At 71.4% G+C, this 23,989-nt stretch carries 21 protein-coding genes, 1 tRNA gene and 1 pseudogene; 16 read left to right on the top strand and 7 right to left on the bottom strand.

Translation table 11 applies throughout. The features are described 5' to 3' along the window. Positions 1–25 precede the first annotated feature (25 nt). On the top strand, positions 26–2,047 hold the full coding sequence (locus FHU38_RS10765; RefSeq protein WP_167169671.1) for a CocE/NonD family hydrolase: 2,022 nt from the start codon (positions 26–28) through the stop codon (positions 2,045–2,047). Between the two features lie 5 nt (positions 2,048–2,052). Here the strand turns inward: FHU38_RS10765 and selB are convergent, their stop codons facing one another. From selB to FHU38_RS10750, 3 genes are all read right to left on the bottom strand, one after another. Then, positions 2,053–3,795, bottom strand: a complete 1,743-nt coding sequence (selB, locus tag FHU38_RS10760; RefSeq protein WP_167169669.1) for a selenocysteine-specific translation elongation factor — start codon at positions 3,793–3,795, stop codon at positions 2,053–2,055. Next, entirely contained in the window at positions 3,783–5,075 is a 1,293-nt protein-coding gene (gene selA, locus FHU38_RS10755; RefSeq protein WP_167169666.1) for an L-seryl-tRNA(Sec) selenium transferase, read from the bottom strand. The genes selB and selA overlap by 13 nt, the downstream gene beginning before the upstream one ends. Positions 5,076–5,266: 191 nt before the next feature. After that, positions 5,267–5,358 (bottom strand) — tRNA-Sec (locus FHU38_RS10750). A gap of 71 nt (positions 5,359–5,429) precedes the next feature. Here FHU38_RS10750 and selD point away from each other — a divergent pair. After that, on the top strand, positions 5,430–6,422 hold the full coding sequence (gene selD, locus FHU38_RS10745; protein ID WP_167169663.1) for a selenide, water dikinase SelD: 993 nt from the start codon (positions 5,430–5,432) through the stop codon (positions 6,420–6,422). Positions 6,423–6,477: 55 nt separating this feature from the next. Continuing rightward, positions 6,478–7,023, top strand: a complete 546-nt coding sequence (locus tag FHU38_RS10740; protein WP_167169659.1) for a YbhB/YbcL family Raf kinase inhibitor-like protein — start codon at positions 6,478–6,480, stop codon at positions 7,021–7,023. 31 nt (positions 7,024–7,054) lie between these two features. On the opposite strand, the gene FHU38_RS10735 is transcribed toward FHU38_RS10740, so the two are convergent. Beyond that, positions 7,055–8,452 (bottom strand): aldehyde dehydrogenase family protein, encoded by a 1,398-nt coding sequence (locus FHU38_RS10735; protein WP_167169656.1) that lies wholly within the window; start codon positions 8,450–8,452, stop codon positions 7,055–7,057. 287 nt (positions 8,453–8,739) lie between these two features. Between FHU38_RS10735 and FHU38_RS10730 the strand changes: the two genes are divergently transcribed. The 5 genes from FHU38_RS10730 to FHU38_RS10710 all read left to right on the top strand — a co-directional run bounded on the left by FHU38_RS10730 (position 8,740) and on the right by FHU38_RS10710 (position 11,301). Then, a complete protein-coding gene (locus FHU38_RS10730; protein WP_313886725.1) occupies positions 8,740–9,366 on the top strand; it encodes a nucleotidyltransferase in 627 nt (208 codons plus the stop codon). Beyond that, positions 9,344–9,610: a BON domain-containing protein gene (locus FHU38_RS10725; protein WP_167169653.1), complete on the top strand. Its 267-nt coding sequence runs from the start codon at positions 9,344–9,346 to the stop codon at positions 9,608–9,610. The genes FHU38_RS10730 and FHU38_RS10725 overlap by 23 nt, the downstream gene beginning before the upstream one ends. Continuing rightward, positions 9,607–10,338 (top strand): metallophosphoesterase family protein, encoded by a 732-nt coding sequence (locus FHU38_RS10720; protein WP_167169650.1) that lies wholly within the window; start codon positions 9,607–9,609, stop codon positions 10,336–10,338. The genes FHU38_RS10725 and FHU38_RS10720 overlap by 4 nt, the downstream gene beginning before the upstream one ends. Before the next feature lie 118 nt (positions 10,339–10,456). Beyond that, positions 10,457–10,951: a hypothetical protein gene (locus tag FHU38_RS10715; RefSeq protein WP_167169647.1), complete on the top strand. Its 495-nt coding sequence runs from the start codon at positions 10,457–10,459 to the stop codon at positions 10,949–10,951. Continuing rightward, entirely contained in the window at positions 10,948–11,301 is a 354-nt protein-coding gene (locus FHU38_RS10710; protein WP_167169644.1) for a hypothetical protein, read from the top strand. Before FHU38_RS10715 ends, FHU38_RS10710 begins: the two co-directional genes overlap by 4 nt. Positions 11,302–11,321: 20 nt before the next feature. Here FHU38_RS10710 and FHU38_RS10705 read toward each other — a convergent pair whose 3' ends face one another. The 3 genes from FHU38_RS10705 to mmuM form a co-directional block, all read right to left on the bottom strand. Further along, on the bottom strand, positions 11,322–13,418 hold the full coding sequence (locus FHU38_RS10705; protein WP_167169641.1) for a VanW family protein: 2,097 nt from the start codon (positions 13,416–13,418) through the stop codon (positions 11,322–11,324). A gap of 149 nt (positions 13,419–13,567) precedes the next feature. After that, positions 13,568–14,833, bottom strand: coding sequence for a serine/threonine-protein kinase (locus tag FHU38_RS10700; protein ID WP_167169637.1), 1,266 nt, complete (start codon positions 14,831–14,833; stop codon positions 13,568–13,570). A gap of 79 nt (positions 14,834–14,912) precedes the next feature. Continuing rightward, positions 14,913–15,797: a homocysteine S-methyltransferase gene (mmuM, locus tag FHU38_RS10695; RefSeq protein WP_167169634.1), complete on the bottom strand. Its 885-nt coding sequence runs from the start codon at positions 15,795–15,797 to the stop codon at positions 14,913–14,915. Positions 15,798–16,085: 288 nt separating this feature from the next. On the opposite strand from mmuM, the gene FHU38_RS10690 reads away from it, so the two are divergent. The 8 genes and pseudogenes from FHU38_RS10690 (at position 16,086) to FHU38_RS10655 (ending at position 23,986) form a co-directional block, all read left to right on the top strand. Continuing rightward, on the top strand, positions 16,086–17,297 hold the full coding sequence (locus FHU38_RS10690) for a J domain-containing protein (protein WP_167169631.1): 1,212 nt from the start codon (positions 16,086–16,088) through the stop codon (positions 17,295–17,297). 128 nt (positions 17,298–17,425) lie between these two features. Further along, a complete protein-coding gene (locus FHU38_RS10685; protein ID WP_243852228.1) occupies positions 17,426–18,079 on the top strand; it encodes a DUF998 domain-containing protein in 654 nt (217 codons plus the stop codon). A gap of 30 nt (positions 18,080–18,109) precedes the next feature. Next, positions 18,110–18,871: a 3-oxoacyl-ACP reductase FabG gene (fabG, locus tag FHU38_RS10680; RefSeq protein WP_167169625.1), complete on the top strand. Its 762-nt coding sequence runs from the start codon at positions 18,110–18,112 to the stop codon at positions 18,869–18,871. Continuing rightward, a complete protein-coding gene (locus FHU38_RS10675; RefSeq protein ID WP_167169622.1) occupies positions 18,868–19,329 on the top strand; it encodes a MaoC family dehydratase in 462 nt (153 codons plus the stop codon). Before fabG ends, FHU38_RS10675 begins: the two co-directional genes overlap by 4 nt. 111 nt (positions 19,330–19,440) lie before the next feature. Further along, the gene (locus FHU38_RS10670; RefSeq protein ID WP_167169619.1) at positions 19,441–20,463 is read left to right on the top strand and encodes a phosphotransferase family protein; all 1,023 of its coding nucleotides are present in this window, start codon (positions 19,441–19,443) and stop codon (positions 20,461–20,463) included. Further along, on the top strand, positions 20,463–21,674 hold the full coding sequence (locus FHU38_RS10665; RefSeq protein ID WP_167169616.1) for an acyl-CoA dehydrogenase family protein: 1,212 nt from the start codon (positions 20,463–20,465) through the stop codon (positions 21,672–21,674). The genes FHU38_RS10670 and FHU38_RS10665 overlap by 1 nt, the downstream gene beginning before the upstream one ends. Further along, on the top strand, positions 21,671–22,864 hold the full coding sequence (locus tag FHU38_RS10660; RefSeq protein WP_167169613.1) for an acyl-CoA dehydrogenase family protein: 1,194 nt from the start codon (positions 21,671–21,673) through the stop codon (positions 22,862–22,864). Before FHU38_RS10665 ends, FHU38_RS10660 begins: the two co-directional genes overlap by 4 nt. Next, positions 22,861–23,986 (top strand): annotated as a pseudogene (locus tag FHU38_RS10655) (acyl-CoA dehydrogenase family protein). The gene FHU38_RS10660 and the pseudogene FHU38_RS10655 overlap by 4 nt, the downstream one beginning before the upstream one ends. Positions 23,987–23,989: the final 3 nt, after the last annotated feature.

The raw sequence follows: 23,989 nt of genomic DNA, 5'->3' as shown, positions 1-23,989 counted from the left end.
CGAAGAGACCAGCAGGAGGGCGTCCGTGCGGACGGTGACCTCGCTTCCGTACCCGGTCCGGACCGAGCACCACGTCTGGGTCCCGCTGTCGGACGGGACCCGCCTTGCCGGAAGGATCTGGCGGCCGGTGTACTCCGACACCGACCCGGTTCCGGCGATCCTGGAGTTCATTCCCTACCGGCTGCGTGACCTCACCGCGGTGCGCGACTCGATCCACCACCCTTACCTGGCGGGCCACGGTTACGCCAGCGTGCGCGTGGACCTGCGCGGCAGCGGTGACTCCGACGGCATCCTCGCCGACGAGTACCTGGAGCAGGAACTCCTCGACGGTATGGAGGTGTTGGCGTGGCTGGCCGAGCAACCGTGGTGCGACGGCCGCACCGGCATGATGGGCATCTCCTGGGGCGGGTTCAACGCGCTGCAGATCGCCGCGAGGCGCCCGCCCAGCCTCGGTGCCATCGCGACGCTGAGTTCCAGCGACGACCGCTACGCAGATGACGTGCACTACATGGGCGGTTGCCTGCTCTCGGACAACCTGTCGTGGGCGTCGACGATGTTCGCGTACAACTCCTGCCCGCCCGATCCCGCCGTGGTCGGCGACCGCTGGCGGCGGATGTGGCGAGACCGGGTGGAGAACTGTGAGCCGTGGCTGATCGAGTGGCTTCGCCACCAGCGTCGCGACGACTACTGGAGGCACGGCTCGGTCTGTGAGGACTACGGCGCCATCGAGTGCCCCGTGCTCGCCGTCAGCGGCTGGGCCGACGGCTACTCCAACGCGGTGTTCCGGTTGCTGGCCAACCTCGACGTGCCGCGCAAGGGGCTGATCGGGCCGTGGTCGCACAAGTATCCGCACATCGGCAAGCCCGGGCCCGCCATCGGGTTTCTGCAGGAACTCGTGCGCTGGTGGGACCACTGGCTCAAGGGCAAGGACACCGGTGTGATGGACGAGCCGATGCTGCGCATCTGGATGCAGGAGAGCGAGCGGCCCGCCACCGCGTACGAGAAGCGGCCGGGGCGCTGGATCGGCGAGGCAGACTGGCCGTCCCCGGAAATCCAGCAGACCACCTACACCCTGCTGCCCAACCGGATGGTGGCCAACGCCGTGCCGGACACCAAGGACGTGCTGACGCTGGAGTCCCCGCTCTCGCTTGGGCAGTTCGCCGGCAAGTGGTGCTCCTACAACGCACCGCCGGACCTGCCATACGACCAGCGAGAGGAGGACGGCGGCTCGCTGGTCTTCGACAGTGATGTCCTCACCGAGCGCACGGAGATACTGGGTTCCCCGGTGGTGAACCTCGACTTGTCCGCCGACAGGCCGGTCGCCATGGTCACGATCCGCCTTTCGGACGTGTCGCCGGAGGGCAGGGCGACCCGCGTCAGCTACGGGCTGCTCAACCTCACCCACCGAAACGGTCACGATCGCGCGGAGGCGCTGGTTCCCGGCGAGCGCTACCGCGTGAGTGTGCCGCTGAACGGGTTGGCGCAGGCGTTTCCCGCCGGGCACCGCATCAGGCTGGCGATCTCCACGTCGTACTGGCCGCTGGCGTGGCCGCCACCGGAGCCGGTGCGGTTGAGTGTCTACACGCCTGGCAGCGACGTGATGCTGCCGATCCGGCCACCGCGTGCCGGTGAGGAGCACTCCGACCCGTTCGGCGAACCGGAGGGCACCCCCGCGCCCCCCACCACGCGGCTGGAACAGGGCGACGGCCGCTGGACCGTGTCCAGGGACTTGGTGAACTACCGCTCGGCGCTGGAAGTGGTAAAGGACCTCGGGATACTGCGGTTCGACGACATCGACCTGACGGTGCACCGCCGCGCCGACGAACGCTACGAGTGGGTCGGTGACGACTTCTCCTCCGCGCGCGGCCAGGTGGACTGGACCATGCGATTCACAAGGGGGGATTGGGACGTGCGCACCGAAACGCACACGACGCTGTCGTGCACCCCGACCGAGTTCCGGTTGCACGCGACGCTGGACGCCTACGAGGAAGGCGCGCGGGTGTTCTCGCGCAACTGGCACACCACGATCCGGCGCGACAACGTGTAGTGGCGTCAGCGCAGGGTGCGCGTCCCGTCGCCGTTTCGTCGCGTGACACCGTCCGCGTCGAGCCGCTCCAGCAGCGGCACCGCCACGCGGCGGGTGGTGCCCAGCGCCTTCCTGGCCTGGCTGACGGTGAACGGCTGCGGCAGCCCGGTCAGCACGGCCCGCGCCCTGCTCAGCGACCGTGGCGCGAGCACAACACCACGCGCCACGCGCACGAGCCTGCCCGCCCGCTCCGCGGCCGCGAGTTCCCTGGGCCCGAGACCGAGCCGGACGAGGTCGTCGGCCTCCGGGGCCTGGAACGGATCGCGGGTCAGCGCGCGCTCCACCTCGCTCACCGCCCGGTCGATGTGGTCGGGCAGTTTCCCGGTGGAGCCGGGGTCACGCAGGACTCCGTCGCGCAGTTCGAGTCCGGTGTGGGGCAGCACGGCTGTCAGCACTTCCGAGGGCACTCCCAGCGCCTGCCGAAGCGAGCCCACCGGCAGTCCCGCGGCGAGCGGTTCGCGGGCACGCCATGCCGCGAACTCCTGCTTCGCCCTGCCGGGTAGTTCGGCGAGCAGGTACTCGTCCACAGCGAACGTTCCGACGCGGGAATCGGGTGGGCGCCAACCCAGCGCGCGTAGCCGCGACAACGGCACCGCGCCGTGGCGGCGAACATAGGCCGCCGCGACGGCCTCGTCGCCATCGTCCAGTTCGGCTGCCCTGGCACGTGCCGCTCCACTGCGGCGTAGCGGTGGTGGGTCCGGGTCGAGCACGTCCACCCCTGCGGGCACCCGGTGCTCGCCGGGGTCGCGCAACAGCCCGGTGTCGCCCGCCCGCAGCGGCAGCGCCGTCGCCAGCGCCAGCCGCGCCGTGTCGGTCCCAAGTGGACGGACGCGGGCGGGCACGGCCGCCGCGCCGACGTGCAGCACGAGCCCTCGGTGCACCTCGGCGCTCTTGGCGCCGCGCAGCCGCACGTCGATCTCGCGGGTGTGCTCCCAGGCGCCCGCGGTGAGCAGCGTGTCGCCGCGCCGCACGTCGGCGCGGTCGACGCCGCGCAGGTTCACCGCGACCCGCGCCACGGCGCCGACCTCGTAGCGTGGCTCTCCCAGCGTCTGTAGGCCACGCACGGTCACCCTCGGCCCCGTGCCGAGCCGCAGTTGCTCGCCGACACCGATGGTGCCCGCGCCGAGGGTGCCGGTGACCACGGTTCCCGCCCCTCGCACCGTGAAGGCCCTGTCGATCCACAGCCGGACGTCGGCGTCGCGGTCCGGCTCGGGCAGCTCGTCCGCCAGCTCCACAAGGTGTTGGCGCAGCCGGTCGAGCCCTTCGCCGGTGCGTGCGCTGAGTGCGACCGCGTTCACCTCGCCAAGCGAGGTGGGCGCGATGCGGTCCAGCGCCTCGGCCAGCACCGGCGCGGGATCCGCGCGGTCGGCCTTGGTCACCACCAGCAGGCCGTGACGCACACCGAACGCGTCGAGCGCGGCCAGGTGCTCGCTGGACTGAGCCTGCCAGCCCTCGTCAGCGGCCACCACGAACAGCGCCGCCGCCACCGGGCCGGTACCCGCCAGCATGTTCGACACGAACCGTTCGTGGCCGGGCACGTCCACGAACGCGAGCACGTGGCCCGACAGTTCGGTCCACGCGAACCCGAGGTCGACGGTGAGCCCGCGGCTGCGTTCCTCCTGCAGCCGGTCGGGCTCCATCCCGGTGAGCGCGCGTACCAGCGCCGACTTGCCGTGATCGACGTGTCCGGCCGTGGCTACGACGTGCATGCCGACACCGCCTCCAGCAGGCGCTCGTCGTCGTCTGGATCGACGGTGCGCAGGTCCAGCAGGCAGCGGCCCTTCTCGACCCGGCCGACGACGGGCGGTTGGCCACGGCGCAGCCGTGCGGCGTGCTCGGCGGGAATGCTTACCGCGGCGCTGGGCAGCTCGATCCCTGGCGCGCCACCGCCGCCGACCGCGGCCACCGAAGCGACCGGGTGCGCATCCACTCCCCTGCGGCGCAGCGCGGATGCGAGTTCCTTGGCGCGACCGAGCAGCGTGCCCGCATCGGCGTCCAGCGCTGCCCGCACCGGTGGCGTGGGCCCGCGTAGCGTGGCTTCGAGCGCGGCCAGTGTCAGCTTGTCCACCCGCAGTGCGCGGGCGCAGGGGTGCCCGCGCAGGCCGCGCACGAGCGCGGAGTCGCCGAGCAGCAGTCCGGCCTGCGGGCCGCCGAGCAGCTTGTCGCCGCTGGCTGTGACCAGTGTGGCGCCTTCGCGTAGCGCGGTCGTCGCGTCGGGCTCGTCGGGCAGTAGCGGGTCGGGGCGCAGCAGCCCGGAACCGATGTCGGCTACGACCGGCGCGCCGAGCGCCGCGAGTTGGGCGATCGGCACCTGCGAGGTGAAGCCGGTGACGCGGAAGTTGGACGGGTGCACCTTCAGCACGAACGCGGTGTCCGGTCCCAGCGCCTCGGCGTAGTCGGCGACGGTGGTGCGGTTGGTGGCGCCGACCTCGCGCAGCCGCGCCCCGGTGCCTTCGAGCAGGTCCGGGATGCGAAAGCCGTCGCCGATCTCGACCAGCTCTCCCTTGCTGATGACGATCTCCTTGTCGCGGGCGAGGGCGAGCGCGCACAGCAGTAGCGCGGCGGCGTTGTTGTTGACGACGTGTACGTCGGCGGCATCGGGCACGGCGCAGGCCAGCGCGGCGAGGGCTCCCCTTCCCCTGCCAGCCCTTCTGCCTTCGGTCAGGTCGAACTCGACATCGGTGCTGCCGCCCGCCGCGTGTACGGCGTCGAGCGCGGCGACCGACAGCGGGGCGCGGCCGAGGTTGGTATGCACGATGACGCCGGTGGCGTTGAGCACCGGGCGCAGCGACGACGCCGTCGGCGGCAGCATGGCCAGGGCCCGCTCGGCCACCTCTCCCGCAGTGATGTCTCCGCGTCGCGCGCTCTGCTGGGCGGCGCTGATCACCTCCTTGACGAGGCCGGTTCCGAGCTGCTGTGCCGCCTTCGCCAGCCGTGGTTCGGCGAGCAGAGTGTCGGTGCGCGGGATGTGACGTCGTGGATCAGTCATGCCACGACCCCTCGGGTGTGCGCTGGCTGGGGCGAGCACGCACCGAGGGGTGCGCGGGCGGAGCTGAACGCGCCCCGCGACCACATCCCGCAGCACACCACCGCTGGTCACCACCACCACACAACCACGCCCGCCACGGCGCCGAGCACGCACCGTGGGGTGAGCGGGGGTCGCCCCCGCGACCAACAGAGCGGAGGCGAACGGGAATCGAACCCGCCAACGGCAGTGCCTGCCGTTCAACGGTTTTGAAGACCGTGCCGGTCACCAGGCCGGAAGCGCCTCCCTGTGCCACTCGGCCATCCTCGCAAGAGCGCTCGAGGTGTGCAGCGCGAGCGCAGGCCGCAGCATGGTGACATGGCTTACCGACTCACCCAGTACGCCCACGGCGGCGGCTGTGCCTGCAAGATCCCACCCGGCGAGCTCGAGGAGGTGGTGAGCGGCCTTACCGGCGCCAAGCCCACCTCGCCTGCCGGGGAGCTGCTCGTCGGCCTCGACGACGGGGACGACGCGGCGGCCGTGCGGATCGACGGCTCGCGGGCGGTGCTCGCCACAACGGACTTCTTCACGCCGGTCGTGGACGATCCCTACGACTGGGGCAGGATCGCGGCGGCCAACGCGCTGTCCGACGTGTACGCGATGGGCGGCATCCCGGTGGTGGCGGTGAATCTGCTGTGCTGGCCGAGACAGACCTTGCCGTTCGAACTCGCGGCCGAGGCGCTGGCGGGCGGCGCGCGGGTGTGCGGTGACGCGGGTTGCCACCTGGCGGGCGGGCACAGTGTGGACGATCCCGAGCCGAAGTACGGGCTCGCGGTGACCGGCACCGCCGACGCCGAACGGTTGCTGCGCAACGATTCCGGCCGTGCCGGGCTGCCGCTTTCGTTGACGAAACCGCTCGGTGTGGGTGTGCTCAACACGCGGCACAAGGCGACGGCGGAGCGGTTCGACGAGGCGATCGAGGTGATGACGACGCTCAACGACGAGGCGTCGCGGGCCGCGGTCGGCAGGGGCATCACCTGCGCGACCGATGTCACCGGATTCGGCCTGCTCGGTCACCTTCACAAACTGGCACGTGCCAGCGGGGTCACCGCGGTCGTCGATTCCGCCGCGGTGCCGCTGCTGGACGGTGCGTGGCAGGCGGTGCGTGACGGGTTCGTGTCCGGTGGCACGAAGCGAAACCTCGACTGGGTGGTGCCGCACGTCGAACTGTCCGGGGTGGACGCTGACACCGCGTTGCTGCTCGCCGACGCCCAGACCTCCGGGGGGCTGTTGCTCGCGGGTGAGATCCCGGGGGCCACGGTGATCGGCGAACTGGTTCCGATGCGCGGCCCGACGGTGGTGGTGCGCTGAGGTTTGCCCTCGGTCGCCCCGGGAACGCCAGTGGCAGCGAGGAAAGGAGGAGCTCGTGGCGCAGCAGGGTGACAGGGCACTGGGCCCGAAGGGCGTACGAGGAACCAGCAGGGGCGATCCTTCGATCGATGAACCGCCACGGCCAATCGCTTCGGGTCTCGAGCTGCGCAGCTCGGCCTTCAGTGACGGCACGCTCATTCCGGAGCGCTACTCGCGGCAGGGCGGCAACGTGTCACCGCCGCTGGAGTGGACCCACGTGCCCGACGGCACCGAGGAGCTGGCTTTGGTGTGTGAGGACCCGGACGCGCCAGGCGGCGACTTCACGCACTGGGTCGTCACCAATCTTTCGCCCGAGTCGTCCGGCATCGACGAGGACCGGCTGCCGCGCGAGGCGGTACCGGGCCGCAACGGTTTCGGCGACATCGGTTGGGCCGGACCGCAGCCCCCGGTTGGCGACGACGCGCACCGGTACTTCTTCCGGCTCTATGCCGTCGACCGCCCGCTCGGGCTGGGTGAGGGAGTGACCGCCGAGGACGTGCGGGCGGCCGTGGACGGCCACGCCCTGGCGACCGGGAACCTGGTGGGGTTGTTCGCTCGCTGACGCCCGCGGCCGAAGCCGTGGCGGGCGGTGCTCAGCCCGGAGCGGGCTCCAGGTGCACGACCTTGGTCGTGGTCAGTTCGTCGAGCAGTTCGGGACCGTAGCCGTAGCCCTGGCCGCTGGCCCGCCTCGGCTGCGCCGCACCGCCGGGCGCGCCGCCGAACACGGCGTTGACCTTGACCGTGCCGACGTCGAGATGCCGCCAGGCCCGTTGCGCGTTTTCCATCGAGCGGGTGAGCACGGTGGCGGCCAGGCCGTAGCGGTCGTCGCCCGCCTCCGCGAGTGCCTGCTCGAAATCGGCCACCTCACGCACCGGCGCCACCGGACCGAACGTCTCCTCGCGCATGACCCGCATGCTTGGTTCGCAGTTGGACAGCACGGTCGCCGGGTACAGCGTCCCTGGCTCGCCGGGTAGCACGCCCCCCGCCCGCAGCCGGGCGCCCGCCGCGACGGCGTCGGTGACGTGCTCGTGCACCTTGTCGCGGTGCCTGGCGTCGACCAGCGGCAGCAGGCCGAGCCGGTCGGCGCGGGCGGTGAGCGCGGCCAGGAACGGCTCGGCCACCGCCCGGTGGACGTAGATGCGCTCCACCGCGACACAGATCTGTCCGCTGTTGGCGAACGCGCCGGTGGCGGCCTGCTCGGCGGCCCATCCCGGGTCCACCCCGGCGTCGACGAGCAGCGGGTCGTTGCCGCCGTTTTCCAGCAGCACCTTGGCTCCGGTTTCCGCTGCCGCCCTCGCGATGGCCCGGCCGGTCTCGCTGCTGCCGACGTGGGCGATGACGTCGATGTCCGGGCTGGAGGTGATCCACCTGCCGACGGAGCCGTCTCCGGCGAGGCAGTTCAGCACGCCTTCAGGCAAGTGCGGGGCGAGCAGTTCACCCAGCAGCAGCCCGGTGTGCGGGCAACGTTCGCTCGGCTTGTGCACCACGGTGTTGCCCGTCACCAGCGCGGCGCCGAGCAGCCCGCAGGCCACGGCGACGGGATCGTTCCACGGCGTCAGCACGGCGACCACGCCGCGTGGCTGCGGCACCATCAGGTCGGTGGCGCCTACCTCGCCCAGCAGCGTCTTGCCCCGGTGAACGGGTCCGAGTTCGGCGTACTGCTCCAGGGTCGCGGCACCGGCGAGCACACCGGCCCTTGCCTCGTCGAGCGGTTTGCCCGTCTCCAACTCGTTGACGCGGGCCAGGTCGTCGGCTCGGTCGCGCACCGCTGCCGCCGCCGCTCGCAAGCCCGCCGCCCGGTCGGCGGCGGGGGTCCTGGCCCACATCGCCCTGGCCGCGGCGGCCGACGCGACAGCGGCCGCGACGTCGGCTTCTTTCGCCATCGCGATACGGCCTACCACGGTGCCGTCGGCGGGATTGTCGATGCGGATACCGTGCGGATCGTCCGGCGCGGCCGCCGGCAGGTCGAGCTGTACGGCGAGATCGGTCATGGCACGCACCTCCTGGCGGCGAGGGTGATCCGCGCACCGCTTCGGTAAACGTGGCCTCGCCGGGGCAGGTGGTACGCCGTCAGGTTCGGGCGCAATCCTGGCTCACCGCGTTCGGCCCGTTGTAAGTGCGGTCAGGCGCCCCTGGAACGGGCGCGTTCTACCAGCTGCTCGTGCACGGGTGGCCCACCCCGGACAGGTACTCCTGCATCTGGATGGGACCTGGCGCGGGCATGCTCTCACCTCCAGGTCCACGCATACCCCTCAGCAGCCAGGGGTAACCGCACCCGGTGGATGTCGACATCGACCGGTTGCTGCGCACGGCCATGCGGGTCAGCAACGTGTTGCGTGCCGAAGGGATCTCCTTCGCGCTGGCGGGCGGATGCGCGGTCTACGCGCTCGGCGGCCCGGCCTCGGAGCACGACGTCGACGTCTTCCTCACCAAACAGGACGCCTCCCTGGCGCGTAAGGCGCTGGTGGCCGCCGGGATGCGCGCGGCAGATCCGCCGGAGGACTGGCTGGTCAAGGTCTACGACGGGGACTGTCTGGTGGACCTGATCTTTCGCCCCAACCAGCGCGAGGTGACCACGGATCTGCTGGCCAGAGCGACCGAGACCCGGGTGGGGGCCACCTCGGCGCCCGTGCTGCCCGCGACCGAGCTGGTGATCGACAAGCTGCTGGTGCTGGGCGAGCACCGCTGCGACTTCACACCGTTGCTGCCGGTGACGCGAGCGCTGCGGGAGCAGGTCCAGTGGCCGAGGGTGGCGCGGGAGACGGGAGGTTCGCCCTACGCCAGGTCGCTGCTTTCGCTGCTGGCCGAGCTGGGTGTGGTGAGCGCACGGGAACTGGCGAGCACACAAGTTGGCACGGAAGCGACCACGGAAGGAGACGCAGATGCGCGACGCGGAGGAGCATGAGCCACCGCAGTACCGCGCCGCCCGGCTGCACCGGGTGCTGGCCGAGGATGCGCGCACGGCGGAGCTGGGGGTGCAGGTCACGGTGCGAGGTGAGGACGTCTACCTGACCGGGACCGTGTCGTCCCCCGGCCGTAGGGATGAACTGGACAAGGTGCTGCGCGAACTGGAACCGGAGGCGAAGCTGCACAACGACGTGCGCGTGGTCGAGTCGGGCGAGCCGGGAGAGCCAGAGGTGCTGCGGTGATCAGGATCGCGGCCGTCGGAGACGTCCACCTTGGCGAGGACGCGCGTGGCAGGCTGCGGCCCGCGTTGCGGCGGCTGCCCGAACACGCCGACGTGCTGCTGCTGGCGGGGGACCTGACCCGGCACGGCACGGTGCAGGAGGCGAAAGTGGTCGCCGACGAGTTCCGCGACCTCGGCGTGCCGGTGGTGGCCGTGCTGGGCAACCACGACCACCACGCCGAAGCGGTTCCCGAGCTGACCGAGGTACTCACCGAGGCTGGCGTGCAGGTACTGGAGGGCGACGGTGTCGTGCTCTCGGTCGGCGACGCACGGCTGGGCGTGGCCGGGGTGAAGGGCTTCGGCGGCGGTTTCGCGGGGCGCTGCGCCAGCGCGTTCGGGGAGCGCGAGATGAAGGACTTCGTCGGCCATACCGTCGATGTCGCGGCGAAGTTGCGTTCGGCGCTGGATTCGCTGGACTGCGACGAGCGGGTCGCGCTGACCCACTACTCGCCGACACCGGAGACGTTGCGGGGCGAGCCGCCGGAGATCCACCCGTTCCTCGGCGCCTACCAGCTCGGCGAGGCGGTGGACGCCACCGGCACCGATCTGGCACTGCACGGTCACGCCCACCTCGGCTGCGAGCACGGGGTCACGCCCGGCGGGGTGCGGGTGCGCAATGTGGCGCAGCCGGTGATCCGTTCGGCGTTCGCGGTGTACTGCCTGCGGGACGGGGCGGGCGGCTGCGGCTGAGCGAGCCGCCCGCCGGGTCAGCGGCCTGACCCGGCTTCCCGCGCGTGGCTGGCGGTTCGCGGGTTTCACCGCGTACCGGCACGGGAAGGCTCGTGCTGCGACGACAAAGGGAGCGCCGATGACGACCAGCGTTGTGTGCGAGGGCGACCGGGACTCCCCCACCGTGCTGGTGCTCGACCCGGCCCCGGATACCGATCACGTCGAGTTGCCGCGCGCTTGGCGCGAGCTCAGCACCCGGCGACAGATCGTGTGGTGCAGGCTGGCGGCCGCTGACGCGCTGGCCGAGGCCGACCGGCTGCTCACCGACCCGGACGCGCTGGGCAGGCCCATCGACGTCGTCACCGGACCCGGCGCGGACGAGCGGGTCCGGGCGTTGCTCAACCGCCACGCCGGTCCGGTGCGCGCGCTGCTACTGGTCGACCCTGGCAAGGGGTGGGCAGGCGAGCACGTCCTCGGCATCACGGTCCGCACCGTGAGCCCGGCCGGAAAGGCACACCGGGCGGTGAGGTCGCTTCACCGCGCCGACGTGCTCGCCGCCGTGGAGTCGGCCATCGCCGAACTCGACGCGGACTCGGCTCTGCCCGCTCCGGACAAGGCACAAGGAGGAGCATGACTCACCACGAGCGCGACGACCTGCCGCTGCCCGACTACGACCACCTGCCGGTGCCCGCGCTTCGCGAGCGCATCCGGTCACTGACGGCCGAGGAGATCGAGCGGTTGCTGGCCTACGAGCACGCCCATGCCGACCGGCTGCCGGTGGTCACCGCGATGCGTGCCCGCCTGGAACAGCTGGAGCAGGGTGCGGCGCCGACCTCCGGTGACCACAGCATCCGGCCGGAGCAGTCGCCGCCGACCCGCGGCGGCTCCCGGGTCGGCACCGACACCACCGCAGAGGCGGTCAACCCGCCGCCGCACGGTGTGCCCGCGCAGCCCGCCAAACCCAAGGGCGACCGGCGCGGCTGATTCTCGCCGCCAGCCGCGGTTCAGGTCCCGGGGACACCGACGGTGGCGGCCGCTTCGGCGCCTCCACTGGCGCCATCGGCCGCACCGGCGCTGTCACCGCTGCCGGGGTCACCGGTGCCCGCCGCGTGCTGGCCCGGCTGCCCCGGCTGCCCTGCGGGGTCACCGCCGTTGCCCTGCGAACCGGGTGACGGCTCGGGATCTGGTTCGGGTTTCTCGCACACCACCCTCGGTTGCCCTCGGTACACCACCGTGCGCTTCTCGCGGCGAATCTCGGCACCGGTGCCGGCATCGCGGATGATGCGGGTGTCGGTAGTGGTGAACCCGCTGGTTCCCGAACTCGGTGAGCACTCCTCCTCGGGCAGCACCGTCGTGGGCGGCGCGGTGTAGTCGAACCGGCCGCCGGTGACCGACTCGACCTCGTAGCGTTTGGTACCCCACAACCGGACCGTGATGTCGGAGGAGGTCCACCTGGTCTGGATCACCACACCGGTGGGCGCGTCGTTGGTGAACTTCAGATCGATCACGCTGCTGCCGTCCGGATTCTGGAAGACCGTGGCCTCCCTGCCCTGCGGGTAGCGGCTGATGTAGTAGCTGTGTTCGGTGTGCTCGGTGTCGCGCATTCCCGCGAAGTAGGCGGCGTTGTACAGCGTTGTCGCGAACTGCGAGATTCCGCCGCCGACAGCGCGCCCCGGTTTGCCGCCCGAGATGATACCCGCCTGGACGTAGCCCTGCTCCAGGCCACGCGGGCCGGTGTGGCCGTTGAGGCTGAAGGTCTGCCCTGGCTTCACGACCGCGCCGTTGACCTCCTGCGCCACCCGCCGGATGTTGATACCGGAGTCGTAGGCGAACCCGCTGGTGGTGAACTCTCCGATGACCTCGACGATGCCGAGCGCGTGGGCGTCCGATGTGGTCAGTTCCGCGCGGTGTTCGGCGTAGCGGACGCCGACTTGACGTTGCTCGCTGCCGCGCAACACCGGCAGCAGGTCATTGGCCAGCGCCTGCCAGTCGACAGTGCGGCCAGGCTGTGAAGGCCGCACCCGCACCTGGTCGCCCTCGAACCCGAACCCGGCGTCGCGGCCAGGTTTCTCGGTGTCGGCGAGCCGGGGGCCGAGCGACTCGGTGAGCGCTTCGGTGTCCACCTCGGCCACGAGCGAACCCGCTCGGTCGACGCCGAACCGCAGCGCGTGCGCGATGTGTCGCGGCGAAAGCGAAACGTCCTTTCCGTCGGCGTGCACGGTCACCGGCCCTGACACCGCGGGTTCGGCGATCCGTCGCAGCGCGGTACGGACGGACTCGGGCGTACTGCGCACGGGCACGGTGGTCACCGGCGGCCGCAGCGGCCACGGGGAGACCCAGTGCCGCAGGATCAGCGCGCGGGTCTTCGCGTGGTCGAGCCGCCTGCCCGGAACGGGGTCGATCGCGACGGGCCGGGTGCCGTCGAAGCGCACGTCGCCTTCGCGGGCCCGCAGGTCGACGACCGCGGCGAGCCGCCGTAGCTCGGAGTCGAGCCTGCCCTGGTCGGCGTGTGACACCACACCGATCTCCCTGCGGGTGAACAGCGAGGTGAGCCGGGCGAAGGGGTTCAACGGCTGTTCGGTGGCGCGGTCGAGTGTGGCGTCCCAGTCGAGGGTGAGTCGTGCCGCCTCGGGGTCGATGGTGTGCCGGACACCGGCCGCTCGCAGCAGCACTGGCCTTCGCATCCGGGGCTCAAGGGCTTCACGCAGGCGCAGTTCGGCTTCGGCGCGGTCGAGACCGCCGACGTCGACGCCCGCGACAACGGTGCCGCGTGCGACGTCGCCCTGGCTGACGAGCACGTCGCCCGCGTAGAGCAGGAACGACCCGGCGAACACGGCGGCGGCGACGATCGCCGGTGCCCGCAACGGGTTTCGCCGGTCGAACACCGAACGCAACCGAGCGATGGCGGCGAAGACCTTGCCGGTGCCCGCCTCGCGGGCCGCCGCGGCAGCAGCATCGGCGGCAGCAGCATCGGCCGCGGTATCCGGCGCGAGTTCGTCGCCGGAACCGGCATCGTGCTCGCCGCTGCGGGCAGGGTCCTCGGTGCGCGCCGCGCGCGGCGGTTCGGTCGAGTCGTTGTCGTCGAGCGTGTCGTCGAGCAAGGCTTCCCCGGCTGGTCACGTGGTGCGGCGGCGAACTGGCGGGGCCAAGCTACACCACGGTTGTTCGATGCCCGCCGACCACGCGGAGAGATCACTTTTGGGTGTCGATCGGGCGCAAGCTCGGTCTCGGCGCGATCGATCAGGCCCGCTCAGCCCAGGTTCGCGGTTGCGGTGGAGACGGCGGTGGTGGCCGGTGAGCCACTGTTCGCGTCGTCAGGCTGCCCCGGAACGAACAGCAGCTCGGAGACGAGGATGCCCACGGCAACGGCCGCGAGCACGGCCAGCGCGGCAACGGTGAGCCGGGTGCGGGAGCTGGCAGGTGCTGCCGCCGTGGCCGCTGGCCTCGGAGCTGGTGCCATGGCGGGCGGTGGCGGGGCCAGCGGTCCCGGTCGCAGGTCCAGCCTGGTCGAACCCGGCCGGTGCGCGGCCTGCGCGTTGGCGGGCGCGGGTCCCTGGCTCGGCGGCATCGGGCTCGCGGGCATGGTCGGCGGCTCGGTGGCGACCGGCTGCGCGACCTGCGGCTGAGGGTTGTGGGGCTGGTGGCTCTGCGGTTGGGCACCCGGTAGCGGTGGGTGTGACGGTGGGTTCTGCCCGTCGGCCACGGCCCGCAGGGCCTGCTCGACCTGCGCCATGGTGGGGCGGGCGGTCGGCTCGCTGTTCAGCATCCACCCCAGTGGCGCGGTCAGCGGACCGGCCTGGCGCGGTGGGACCACCCGGCCGGTGGCAACGGCGTGCAGCATGGCGATCTCGTTGCCGTCCGCGCTGTCAAACGGTGGTCTGCCCTCCACGGCGGCGTACAGGGTGGCGGCCAGCGAGAACACGTCCGAGGCGGGGCCGGGGTCGGCACCACGGGCGGCCTCGGGGGACAGGAACGCCGGAGTGCCCGCGAGCAGCCCGGTGCTGGTGACGGTGACGTCACCAGCGGCACGCGAGATGCCGAAGTCGGTGATCTTGGCTGTGCCGTCCTCGCCGAGCAGGATGTTGCCCGGCTTGACATCACGGTGAATCACGCCGGCTGCGTGGGCGGCCGCCAGTGCCGTGGCCACCTGCGCGCCGATGCGGGCGATCTCCACCGGCGGCAGCGTGCCGCGCTCCTCCAACACGGCGGACAGGCTGCGCGAGGGGAGGTACTCCATCACGAGCACCGGGTGCCCGTCGTGCTCGGCCACGTTGTACACGGAGATGGCGTGCGGATGTTGCAGCCGGGCGGCGATACGGCCCTCCCGGAAGGCTCGCTGCCGCGCCTTCTCCGTCTCCTCGTCGTTCAGTCCGGGTGGCAGCAGCAGCTGCTTAACCGCCACCGTGCGGTCGAGCCGCTCGTCAACCGCGCGCCACACGATTCCCATCGCACCGCTGCCGATCCGGCTCTTCAACCGGTAGCGTCCCTCGACCAGCGGCTCCCCGCCCTCACTCACCTGTGGGCCTCCCTTGCACGCGCGACAGCCTAGAGCTTGCCGTGCGCGACGCGCCGCGTGCCAGGGGGGTGTCGGGCGTTCAGCCGGACCGGACGACCCGGGCCAGCGCGGCGATGTCGGCGGGCGGAACCCGGCAGCAACCGCCCACCGCCGTGACGCCCCGCGCGTACCAGCTCGCCGCCTCGTCGGCGCTGAAACGTGACGTGCCCGTCCAGCGGCCTGCCTCGGGGTCCCAGCCCTGGCCGCTGTTGGGATAGGCCAGCACCGGCTTGCCGGTCGTTTCCCTGGCGATGACGACGGCGTCGGCGACGTCCTCGGGGGCGCAACAGTTCACGCCGACCGCGACGATGTCGGCCCGCCCTGCGGCGACCGCGAAGGCCTCCTCCAGCGGCTGGCCCGCGCGGGTTCGGCCGCCATCGACCGTGTACGAAAGCCACGCGGGCATGCCGACGGACTCCAGCGCGTCCAGCAGTGCCTCGGCCTCTTCGACGTCGGGCACGGTCTCCAGTGCGAGCAGGTCCGGCTCGGCCTCGGCCAGCACGTCGAGCCGGGGCCGGTGGAACGCGGCCAGCTTGTGGCGGCTCACCCCGTAGCGGCCCCGGTATTCCGAACCGTCGGCGAGCACGGCCCCGTACGGCCCCACCGAGGCGGCGACCCAGCGCGGCACGTCGTCGCTGACCTGGTCGCGCGCGCGTTTGACGAGTTCCACACTGCGACGCAGCAACGAGGCGGCTTGCACCGGCCCGATACCGCGCGCGGCGAACCCGGTGAAACTGGCCTGGTAGCTCGCCGTGGTGGCGACGTTGGCGCCCGCGCGGAAGAACGCGAGGTGAGCCGCCACCACCTCCTCGGGCGCGTCGGCGAGCAGTCGCGCCGACCACAGCGCGTCGGAGAGATCGTGCCCGCGTGCCTCGAGTTCGGTCGCGACGCCGCCGTCCAGCACGACCCGCTGTCGTTCCCACACGTCATCAGCGTATGTGAAGTATCGGCCGGGTTGACCCGAGCACGTTCCGCCCGCGCAGGACGCGCGCGGCCCGCCGCCCGGCCCTCCGCCACCGCGTCCACGCGGAACTCGCGGGCGGGAACGCGGAACTCGCGGGCGGGAACGGGGGACTCGCGGGCGGGAACGGGGGACTCGCGGGCTTGGCGGGCCTGCCTTAGCACACGGGCGACCCGCCACCCGCCGACGCCAGGCGGTGGCCGTGCCGCTGGGCGCGGGCCATATTGTGTGCCGCGGCAAGCGGAGGTGAGAGTGCCCGACGTCGACTACTACGAACTGCTTGGCGTCCGGCCGGACGCGACGGCTGCGGAGATCAAGTCGGCGTACCGCGCGCTCGCGCGGTCGATGCATCCCGACACCGGTGGAACGGCGGGCACGTTCCGGTTGTTGCGCGAGGCCTACGAGACGCTGGGCGATCCGGTACGGCGCGCCGAATACGACAGTTCCCAATACGACGCCCAATACGACGCCGAGTACGACGCCGAGTACGACGCCGAGTACGACGCCGACGATCCGGACATGGACGAGCCCGGCGAGCCCGACTTCGAGACCACCGAAACCACCGGGGCAGGCCGTACCGCAGCGGCCACGCGGACGCGGCGCTCGCGGTACCGCGCACGGCCGAGCCAGTTCGGCGAGGACCCCGCCTTCGTACCTGACACACCTCGGCTGCCCGTCGCGACGATCCCGTGGTGGCATCGCGTCGACGACACGGCAAGGGTGCACTACGCCCAGCCCGGCACTGTCGGTCACGCACCCACGGTGGCCACCGCGCTCGTCGTGGCACTGGCCGCGCTGCTCCTGCTGTTGCCGGTTGACCTTTCCCCAGTACCGCTCGCAGGCTGCCTCGTCCTGCTGGCCGCCGCGCTCACGGCCGCGCTGCTGCTCGGCAGGAGGCAGCTGGCGGCGCTTCGGCAGCTTCGTGCCTTCCAGGGCGAGTTCGGTGACACGGCGGTGTTCGGGCGGCCGGGCAGCGAGCCCGACCAGGTTGCCGAGCGACTCACCGCCGACCTGATCGCCGCCTACCTGACCAGGCTGCCCGGTGTGCGGGTGTTCCATGGGCTTGCCTGGCCCGACTCGGTGTTCGCCGACGTGGACCACGCCGTACTGTGCGGGCGCAGGCTCGTTCTCGTCGAGTCGAAACTGTGGCTGCCCGGCCACTACAGCACCGACTCCTCCGGCAGGTTGCTGCGCAACGGGCACCGGTTTCGAGGTGGCGGCACCAGGTTGACCGAAAGCGTGGAACGCTTCCGACGGCTGCTGCCACAGGTGGAGGTCCGAGGCGCGCTGGTGCTCTACCCCAGCAGGGCGGGAGAGCTCACCACCGAGCCGGACGCGGGCGCGGACATCCCCGCGATGACGCCGCAGCGGTTCATCCGCGAACTGGGCGCGTGGCTGGCGGTGGAGCCCGCGACCGTCGACCGCGACGTGTTCGGCACCGTACTCGGCCAGGTGGTCGGCTGAGCCCCCTCGACGGCCTTGACTCTGTGGCCTTGACGGCTTCGCGACACCGCCGCCGGTAGCGTGCGCGTACCTGACCACGGCACGGGCGGGAGCTGGTGTCGCAGCGGAGCCCGAGCCGAGGAACCGCGTTGCTTCCGGCAGCCCGCCTGTTCGCGCTGCTGAGCGGTGCGGCACTGCTGGGATTGCTGCACCTGCTGCCGTCCAGCGACGTGATCGACCCGGTGCGGCGCACCATCAGCGAGTACGCGCTGGGCCCCGACAAGTGGCTGTTCGATCTCTCGGTGCTGCTCGTGGCCGCGGGCTCAGCCGGGGCGTTCGGCATGCTCGTCGCGCGCGGGCTGGTTCGCGCGGCCTCGGCCACCACCTTGTTCGGCGGCCTGTGGGTGGCTGGGCTGGCGACGGTCACGCTGTTCGAGAAGACCGACTGGTCGGTGGGGCCGAGCCTTGGCGGAACCATCCACAGGTACGCCAGCATCGTGGCGTTCGTGGCGCTACCGCTGGCCGTGCTCAGCTGTGCGGGCGCGGCCCTGCCTGCTTCGAGGCCGCTGCGTGGACTGGCGAGGCTGCTGGCGACCACGTCGCTGCTGTGGTTCGGGGTGATCCTCGGTGCGGTGGCGCTGATGCTCGCGGGTGGCGAGCCGTGGTGGCGGGCGATCCCACCAGGCCTGGTCGAACGGTTCCTTGCCGGTGGCGAGGTGCTCGCCCTCGCGGTGCTGCTGTACGGCTCGTTGCGTCCCGCGAACAGTAGTCCAAATCCGCCGCCTCACCTGATACCTTCCTAAGCGAACGCTTACTAGGCGAGGAGGTATCACGTGACGGACTCCCCTTCCCGTGTCGCGATCGTCACCGGGGCAGGCCGAGGCATCGGCGCGGCCATTGCCAGGCGGCTGGCCTCGGACGGCTTCGCGGTGGGTCTGCTTGACCTCGACGAGGCGGGCGCCAAGGCAGGCGCGGAGGCGATCGCCGCCGACGGCGGCCGCGCGGTGGGCATCGGTCTCGACGTCAGCGACGCCGAGCAGGTCGACGCGGCGGTCAAGGCGGTCGCCGAGCAGCTCGGCGCACCGACGGTGCTGGTCAACAACGCCGGCATCACGCGGGACAACCTGCTGTTCAAGATGAGCGAGGGTGACTGGGACTCGGTCATGAACGTTCACCTGCGCGGGTCGTTCCTGATGAGCCGGGCCACGCAGCAGCACATGACCGAGCAGGGCTGGGGCCGCATCGTCAACCTCTCCAGCGTGTCCGCGCTGGGCAACCGGGGCCAGGCCAACTACTCCACGGCCAAGGCGGGCCTGCAGGGATTCACCAAGACGCTGGCCATCGAGCTGGGCAAGTTCGGCGTGACCGTGAACGCCATCGCCCCCGGCTTCATCGTCACCGACATGACCGCCGCCACCGCGGAGCGGGTCGGGGTGCCCTTCGACGAGTTCCAGAAGGCCGCGGCGCAGGAGATCCCGGTGCGCAGGGTCGGCCAGCCCTCCGACATCGCGGGTGTGGTGTCGTTCCTGGTCAGCGAAGACGCGTCGTTCGTGTCCGGTCAGGTCATCTACGTCGCCGGCGGGCCGAAGGCATGACGCGGACGAGGGTGTTCTCCGGGCTCGACGAGTTCGCGGCCGCGGTCGGCGAGTCACTGGGCACCAGCCAGTGGCACACCGTAACCCAGCAGCAGGTCGACACCTTCGCCGACGCCACGGGTGACCACCAGTGGATCCACGTCGATCCGGAGCGCGCCGCGAAGGGGCCCTTCGGCGCGCCGATCGCCCACGGGTACCTGACCCTGTCGCTGATCCCCATGCTCGGCAAGGACGTCTACCACGTCGAGGGCCTTCGCATGGGTATCAACTACGGGCTCAACAAGGTGCGGTTCCCGCAGCCGGTGAAGGTCGGCTCCCGGATCAGGGCCAGCGCCGAACTGGTCTCGGTCAGCGATGCCTCGCAGGGCAAGCAGGCGGTGGTCAGGTGGACCATCGAGATCGAGGGCGAGGCCAAGCCCGCCTGCGTGGCCGAGACGGTCGTCGTGCTGGTGCTCTGACACGGGCAGGCAGTACCCGACAGCGCGGTCACCGGCACGGGCGGGGGCGGCCGCACATCGCGGCGACCACGGTCGCCTCGCCCGCACCCCGCCCATCGACAAGGAGGTCAGATGAGCAACGAGGACCCACCGGGCCTCGATCTTGAACGCCTTCGCGCCCACCTCGACAGTGAACTACCCGGCCTCGTGGCGGGACCGCTGAGCGCCCAGCTGGTGGAGGGCGGCCGGTCCAACCTGACCTACGTGGTCAGCGACGGCACCGGCCGCTGGGTGGTGCGCCGCCCGCCGCTGGGACACGTGCTGCCGACCGCACACGACATGGGCCGCGAGCACAAGGTGCTGAGCGCGCTGGGGCCCACGGCGGTGCCCGTTCCGCCCACCCGGTTGCTGTGCACGGACGAATCGGTGATCGGGGCGCCGTTCTACGTGATGGATTTCGTGGAGGGCACGCCCTACCGCAAGGCCGAGGAGCTGGCAGTGCTCGGCGAGCGGCGCACCCGCCACATCGCCGACGCACTGATCGACACGCTCGGCGACCTGCACGCCGTGGACTTCGCCTCGGTGGGCCTCGCCGACTTCGGCAGGCCGGAGGGGTACCTGGAGCGGCAGCTGCGGCGGTGGAAGAAACAGCTCGACGCCTCCCGCAGCCGCGACCTGCCCGGCATCGACACGCTGCACGAGCGCCTCGCCGCCCGGTTGCCGGACTCCGGCAGCCCGACCATCGTGCACGGCGACTACCGGCTCGACAACGTGCTGGTGGGTGCGGACGACGAGATCAAGGCCGTGCTGGACTGGGAGATGTCCACGCTCGGCGACCCGCTCACCGACCTGGCACTGCTCATCGCCTACGCCGAACTAAGCACGCTGGACGTCGGCGTCGTCAGCAATGTCAGCGCCGCCCCGGGCTACCCGGCGGCCGACGAGGTCATCACCCGCTACACCCAGCGCAGCGGCCGCGACGTCTCGGCTCTCAACTGGTACGTCGGGTTCGCCTTCTTCAAGCTGGCCGTGATCCTCGAGGGCATCTACTACCGGTTCAGCCAGGGCAAGACCGTCGGTGAGGGGTTCGAGGCCATCGGCGACGGCGTGCCACCGCTGGTGGCGCACGGCAACGCCACCTTGAAGGAGGACTGATGGATTTCGACTTCGACTCCACGACAGAGGAGCACCGGCAGCGGCTGCAGTCGTTCATGGCCGAGCACGTCTACCCCGCCGAGCCGGTGCTGGCCGAGCAGACGCGCGACAAGGCCAACCCGTGGCAGGTACCGCCGGTCATCACCGAGCTGAGAGCCGAGGCTCGCAAGCGCGGACTGTGGAACTTCTTCCTGCCAGGTGAACTCGGCGCGGGGCTGACCAACCTGCAGTACGCCCCGCTGGCCGAGATCACCGGGCGCAGCCCGCAACTGGCTCCCGCCGCGATCAACTGCGCCGCGCCCGACACCGGCAACATGGAAGTGCTGGCCGAGTTCGGCAACGAGCAGCAAAAGCAGCAGTGGCTGCGACCGCTGCTGGACGGCGAGATCCGCTCCGCGTTCGCCATGACCGAGCCGGAGGTCGCCTCCTCCGACGCCACCAACATCGCCACCCGCATCCAGCGGGACGGCGACGACTACGTCATCAACGGGCGCAAGTGGTTCATCACCGGAGCGATGAACCCCAACTGCCGCGTCCTCATCGTGATGGGCAAGACCGACCCGGACGCGCCGCCGCACCGCCAGCAGAGCATGATCCTCGTACCCCGCGAGACGCCGGGTGTCCACATCAGACGCGGCATGAACGTCTTCGGGTTCGACGACGGCGACCACGGTGGGCACGCCGAGATCGTGTTCGACAACGCGAGGGTTCCCGCCGAGAACCTGATCGACGAGGAGGGCTCCGGCTTCGCCATCGCACAGGCCAGGCTCGGTCCCGGCCGCATCCACCACTGCATGCGGCTGATCGGGATGGCCGAGCGCGCCATCGAGTTGATGTGCGAGCGTGCGGTGTCCAGGGTGGCCTTCGGCAAGCCGCTCGCCGAGCAGGGCGTGATCCGGGAGTGGATCGCCGAGTCGCGGGTGCGGGTCGAGCAGTTGCGGCTGCTGGTGCTCAAGACGGCCTGGCTGATGGACAAGGTGGGCAACCGGGGCGCGCACACCGAGATCCAGGCGATCAAGATCGCCACTCCGGCATCGGTGGAGTGGATCATCGACAAGGCCATCCAGACCCACGGTGCCGCCGGCGTCAGCCAGGACTTCCTGCTGGCAGGGCTGTGGGCTTCGGCACGGATGCTGCGGCTGGCCGACGGCCCCGACGAGGTACACAAACGTTCGATGGCCCGGCGAGAACTGAAGAGGTACCAGTCATGACCGACTCCGCCATCGACGCGACCGAACTGCGCGACCGCCTCAAGACGCTGCTCGAGGAGCACGACCCGGCCACCACCGACCGCATGGAGTTCCTGCGCGCCCGGTTCGACGCCGGGCTCGCGTGGGTGCACTTCCCGCCCGGACTCGGCGGGCTGGGGGCGCCGAGGGAACTGCAGTCCGTGGTGGAGGCCGAACTGGCCGCCGCGGGCGCCCCGGACAACAACCCGCGCCGGATCGGCATCGGCCTCGGCATGGCCGCGCCCACCATCCTGCGGTTCGGCACCGAGGAGCAGAAGCGACGCTTTCTGCGTCCGTTGTGGACCGGTGAGGAGGTGTGGTGCCAGCTGTTCAGCGAGCCCGGCGCGGGCTCGGACCTGGCGGCGCTGGCGACGAGGGCGGTCAGGGACGGCGACGAGTGGGTGGTCAACGGCCAGAAGGTATGGACCTCCACCGCGCACACCGCCCGCTGGGCGATCCTGGTGACCCGCACCGACCCCGACGTGCCCAAGCACCAGGGCATGACGTACTTCGTGTGCGACATGACCCACCCCGGTGTGGAGGTCAGGCCACTGCGGCAGATCACCGGTGAGGCCGAGTTCAACGAGGTGTTCCTCAGCGACGTGCGCATTCCTGACTCCCACCGTCTCGGCGAGGTCGGCGAGGGCTGGAAGGTCGCGCAGACCACGCTGATGAACGAGCGGGTCGCCATCGGCGGCAACGCGATGCCCCGCGAGGGCGGCATGCTCGGCAAGGTCACCTCCACCTGGCGGGCACGCCCCGAGTCGCGCACTCCCGACCTGCACGACCGGCTGCTGCGGCTGTGGGTGGAGACCGAGGCGTTCCGGCTCGCTGGTACCAGGCTGCGCCAGCAGCTGGCCGCCGGCTCGCCCGGCCCGGAGGGCTCCGGCATGAAACTGGCGTTCGCCCGGCTTTCGCAGGCGCTTTCGGGGCTGGAGCTGGAGTTGCTCGGCGACGAAGGGCTGCGCTACGACGACTGGACCATGCGCAGGCCGGAACTCGTCGACTTCCTCGGCAGGCACGCCGGTTACCGCTACCTGCGGGCGAAGGGCAACTCGATCGAGGGCGGCACCTCAGAGATCCTGCGCAACATCATCGCCGAGCGCGTGCTGGGGTTGCCGTCGGAGCCGCGTGTCGACAAGGACGTACCGTGGAAGGACCTGCCGCGATGAGCACGCCGAACCTGCTGTACTCCGATGTGGAGACCGACCTGCGCGCCAGCGTGCGGGACCTGCTCGCCGACCGGTGTGAGCCCTCGGCGCTGCTGGCGCGGGTGGAGGGCGAACAGCCGTACGATCCCGCGCTGTGGCGCACGCTCAGCGCCGAGCTCGGCCTCGCCGGGCTGCACGTGCCCGAGTCGCTGGGCGGGCAGGGCGCTTCCACCCGGGAAACCGCGCTGGTGCTCGAGGAGCTGGGAAGGGCCGTCGCGCCGGTGCCGTTCCTCGGTAGCGCCGTACTGGCGACGTCCGTGCTGCTGCGCGCCGACACCTCGACCGAGCCGGTGGCCGCGTTGCTGCGCAGGCTCGCCGGCGGCGAGGCGACCGCCGCGCTCGTCGTGCCGATGTCCTCGGCGGCGGGCTCGGCGTTCCCGTCCTCGGTGCGGGTGAGCGCCCGACGGCTCACTCGACGGCGTGGTCGCCACCGTGGCCGACGCGGCGGTGGCCGACGTGCTCGTGGTGCCCGCCACCGGCGACGACGGACCAGGCCTGTACGAAGTGGACACTTCGGCCGCCGGAGTGGAGGTGGCTGACGTGGTGCCGCTGGACCTGACCCGCCGGGTCGCGGACGTGACGCTGCGCCAGGCTCCCGGCCGGTTGCTGGCCGGACCCGAACTGGCGGTGTCCGCACTGGAGCACGGGCTGCTCGTCGGCGCGGGCCTGCTGGCCTCCGAGCAACTCGGGGTGGCGCAGTGGTGCCTCGATGAGACGGTGAGCTACCTGAAGGGCCGCTACCAGTTCGGCCGCCCTGTCGGGTCCTTCCAGGCGCTCAAGCACCGCATCGCCGACCTGTGGCTGGAACTGGTGGCCGCGCGGGCCGCGGCCCGCTACGCCGCCGACGTGCTGGCCACCGGCGGCGAGGATTCGGGTGTGGCCGTGGCGGTCGCGCAGTCGTACTGCGCGGGCGTCGCCGTGCACGCGGCGGAGGAGTGCGTCCAGTTGCACGGCGGCATCGGGATGACCTGGGAGCACCCTGCGCACCTCTACCTCAAGCGCGCCAAGGCCGACGAGATCACCCTCGGCGCGCCGGGACGGCACCGCGCCACCCTGGCCGGGCTCGTCGACCTGCCCGGCTGAGCA

This window comes from Saccharomonospora amisosensis (assembly GCF_011761185.1).
In the GTDB taxonomy this organism is placed as follows: domain Bacteria; phylum Actinomycetota; class Actinomycetes; order Mycobacteriales; family Pseudonocardiaceae; genus Saccharomonospora_A; species Saccharomonospora_A amisosensis.
The sequence above is the reverse complement of the archived record's forward strand: the minus strand, read 5'-3'. Positions and strand labels throughout refer to the sequence as shown.

Bases quoted from the DNA above. Each gene is read 5' to 3' on its own strand.
- selB (WP_167169669.1), bottom strand. From the start codon at position 3,795: ATGCACGTCGTAGCCACGGCCGGACACGTCGATCACGGCAAGTCGGCG.
- selA (WP_167169666.1), bottom strand. From the start codon at position 5,075: ATGACTGATCCACGACGTCACATCCCGCGCACCGACACTCTGCTCGCC.
- selD (WP_167169663.1), top strand. From the start codon at position 5,430: ATGGCTTACCGACTCACCCAGTACGCCCACGGCGGCGGCTGTGCCTGC.
- FHU38_RS10735 (WP_167169656.1), bottom strand. From the start codon at position 8,452: ATGACCGATCTCGCCGTACAGCTCGACCTGCCGGCGGCCGCGCCGGAC.
- FHU38_RS10725 (WP_167169653.1), top strand. From the start codon at position 9,344: ATGCGCGACGCGGAGGAGCATGAGCCACCGCAGTACCGCGCCGCCCGG.
- FHU38_RS10715 (WP_167169647.1), top strand. From the start codon at position 10,457: ATGACGACCAGCGTTGTGTGCGAGGGCGACCGGGACTCCCCCACCGTG.
- FHU38_RS10710 (WP_167169644.1), top strand. From the start codon at position 10,948: ATGACTCACCACGAGCGCGACGACCTGCCGCTGCCCGACTACGACCAC.
- FHU38_RS10675 (WP_167169622.1), top strand. From the start codon at position 18,868: ATGACGCGGACGAGGGTGTTCTCCGGGCTCGACGAGTTCGCGGCCGCG.
- FHU38_RS10670 (WP_167169619.1), top strand. From the start codon at position 19,441: ATGAGCAACGAGGACCCACCGGGCCTCGATCTTGAACGCCTTCGCGCC.
- FHU38_RS10665 (WP_167169616.1), top strand. From the start codon at position 20,463: ATGGATTTCGACTTCGACTCCACGACAGAGGAGCACCGGCAGCGGCTG.
- FHU38_RS10660 (WP_167169613.1), top strand. From the start codon at position 21,671: ATGACCGACTCCGCCATCGACGCGACCGAACTGCGCGACCGCCTCAAG.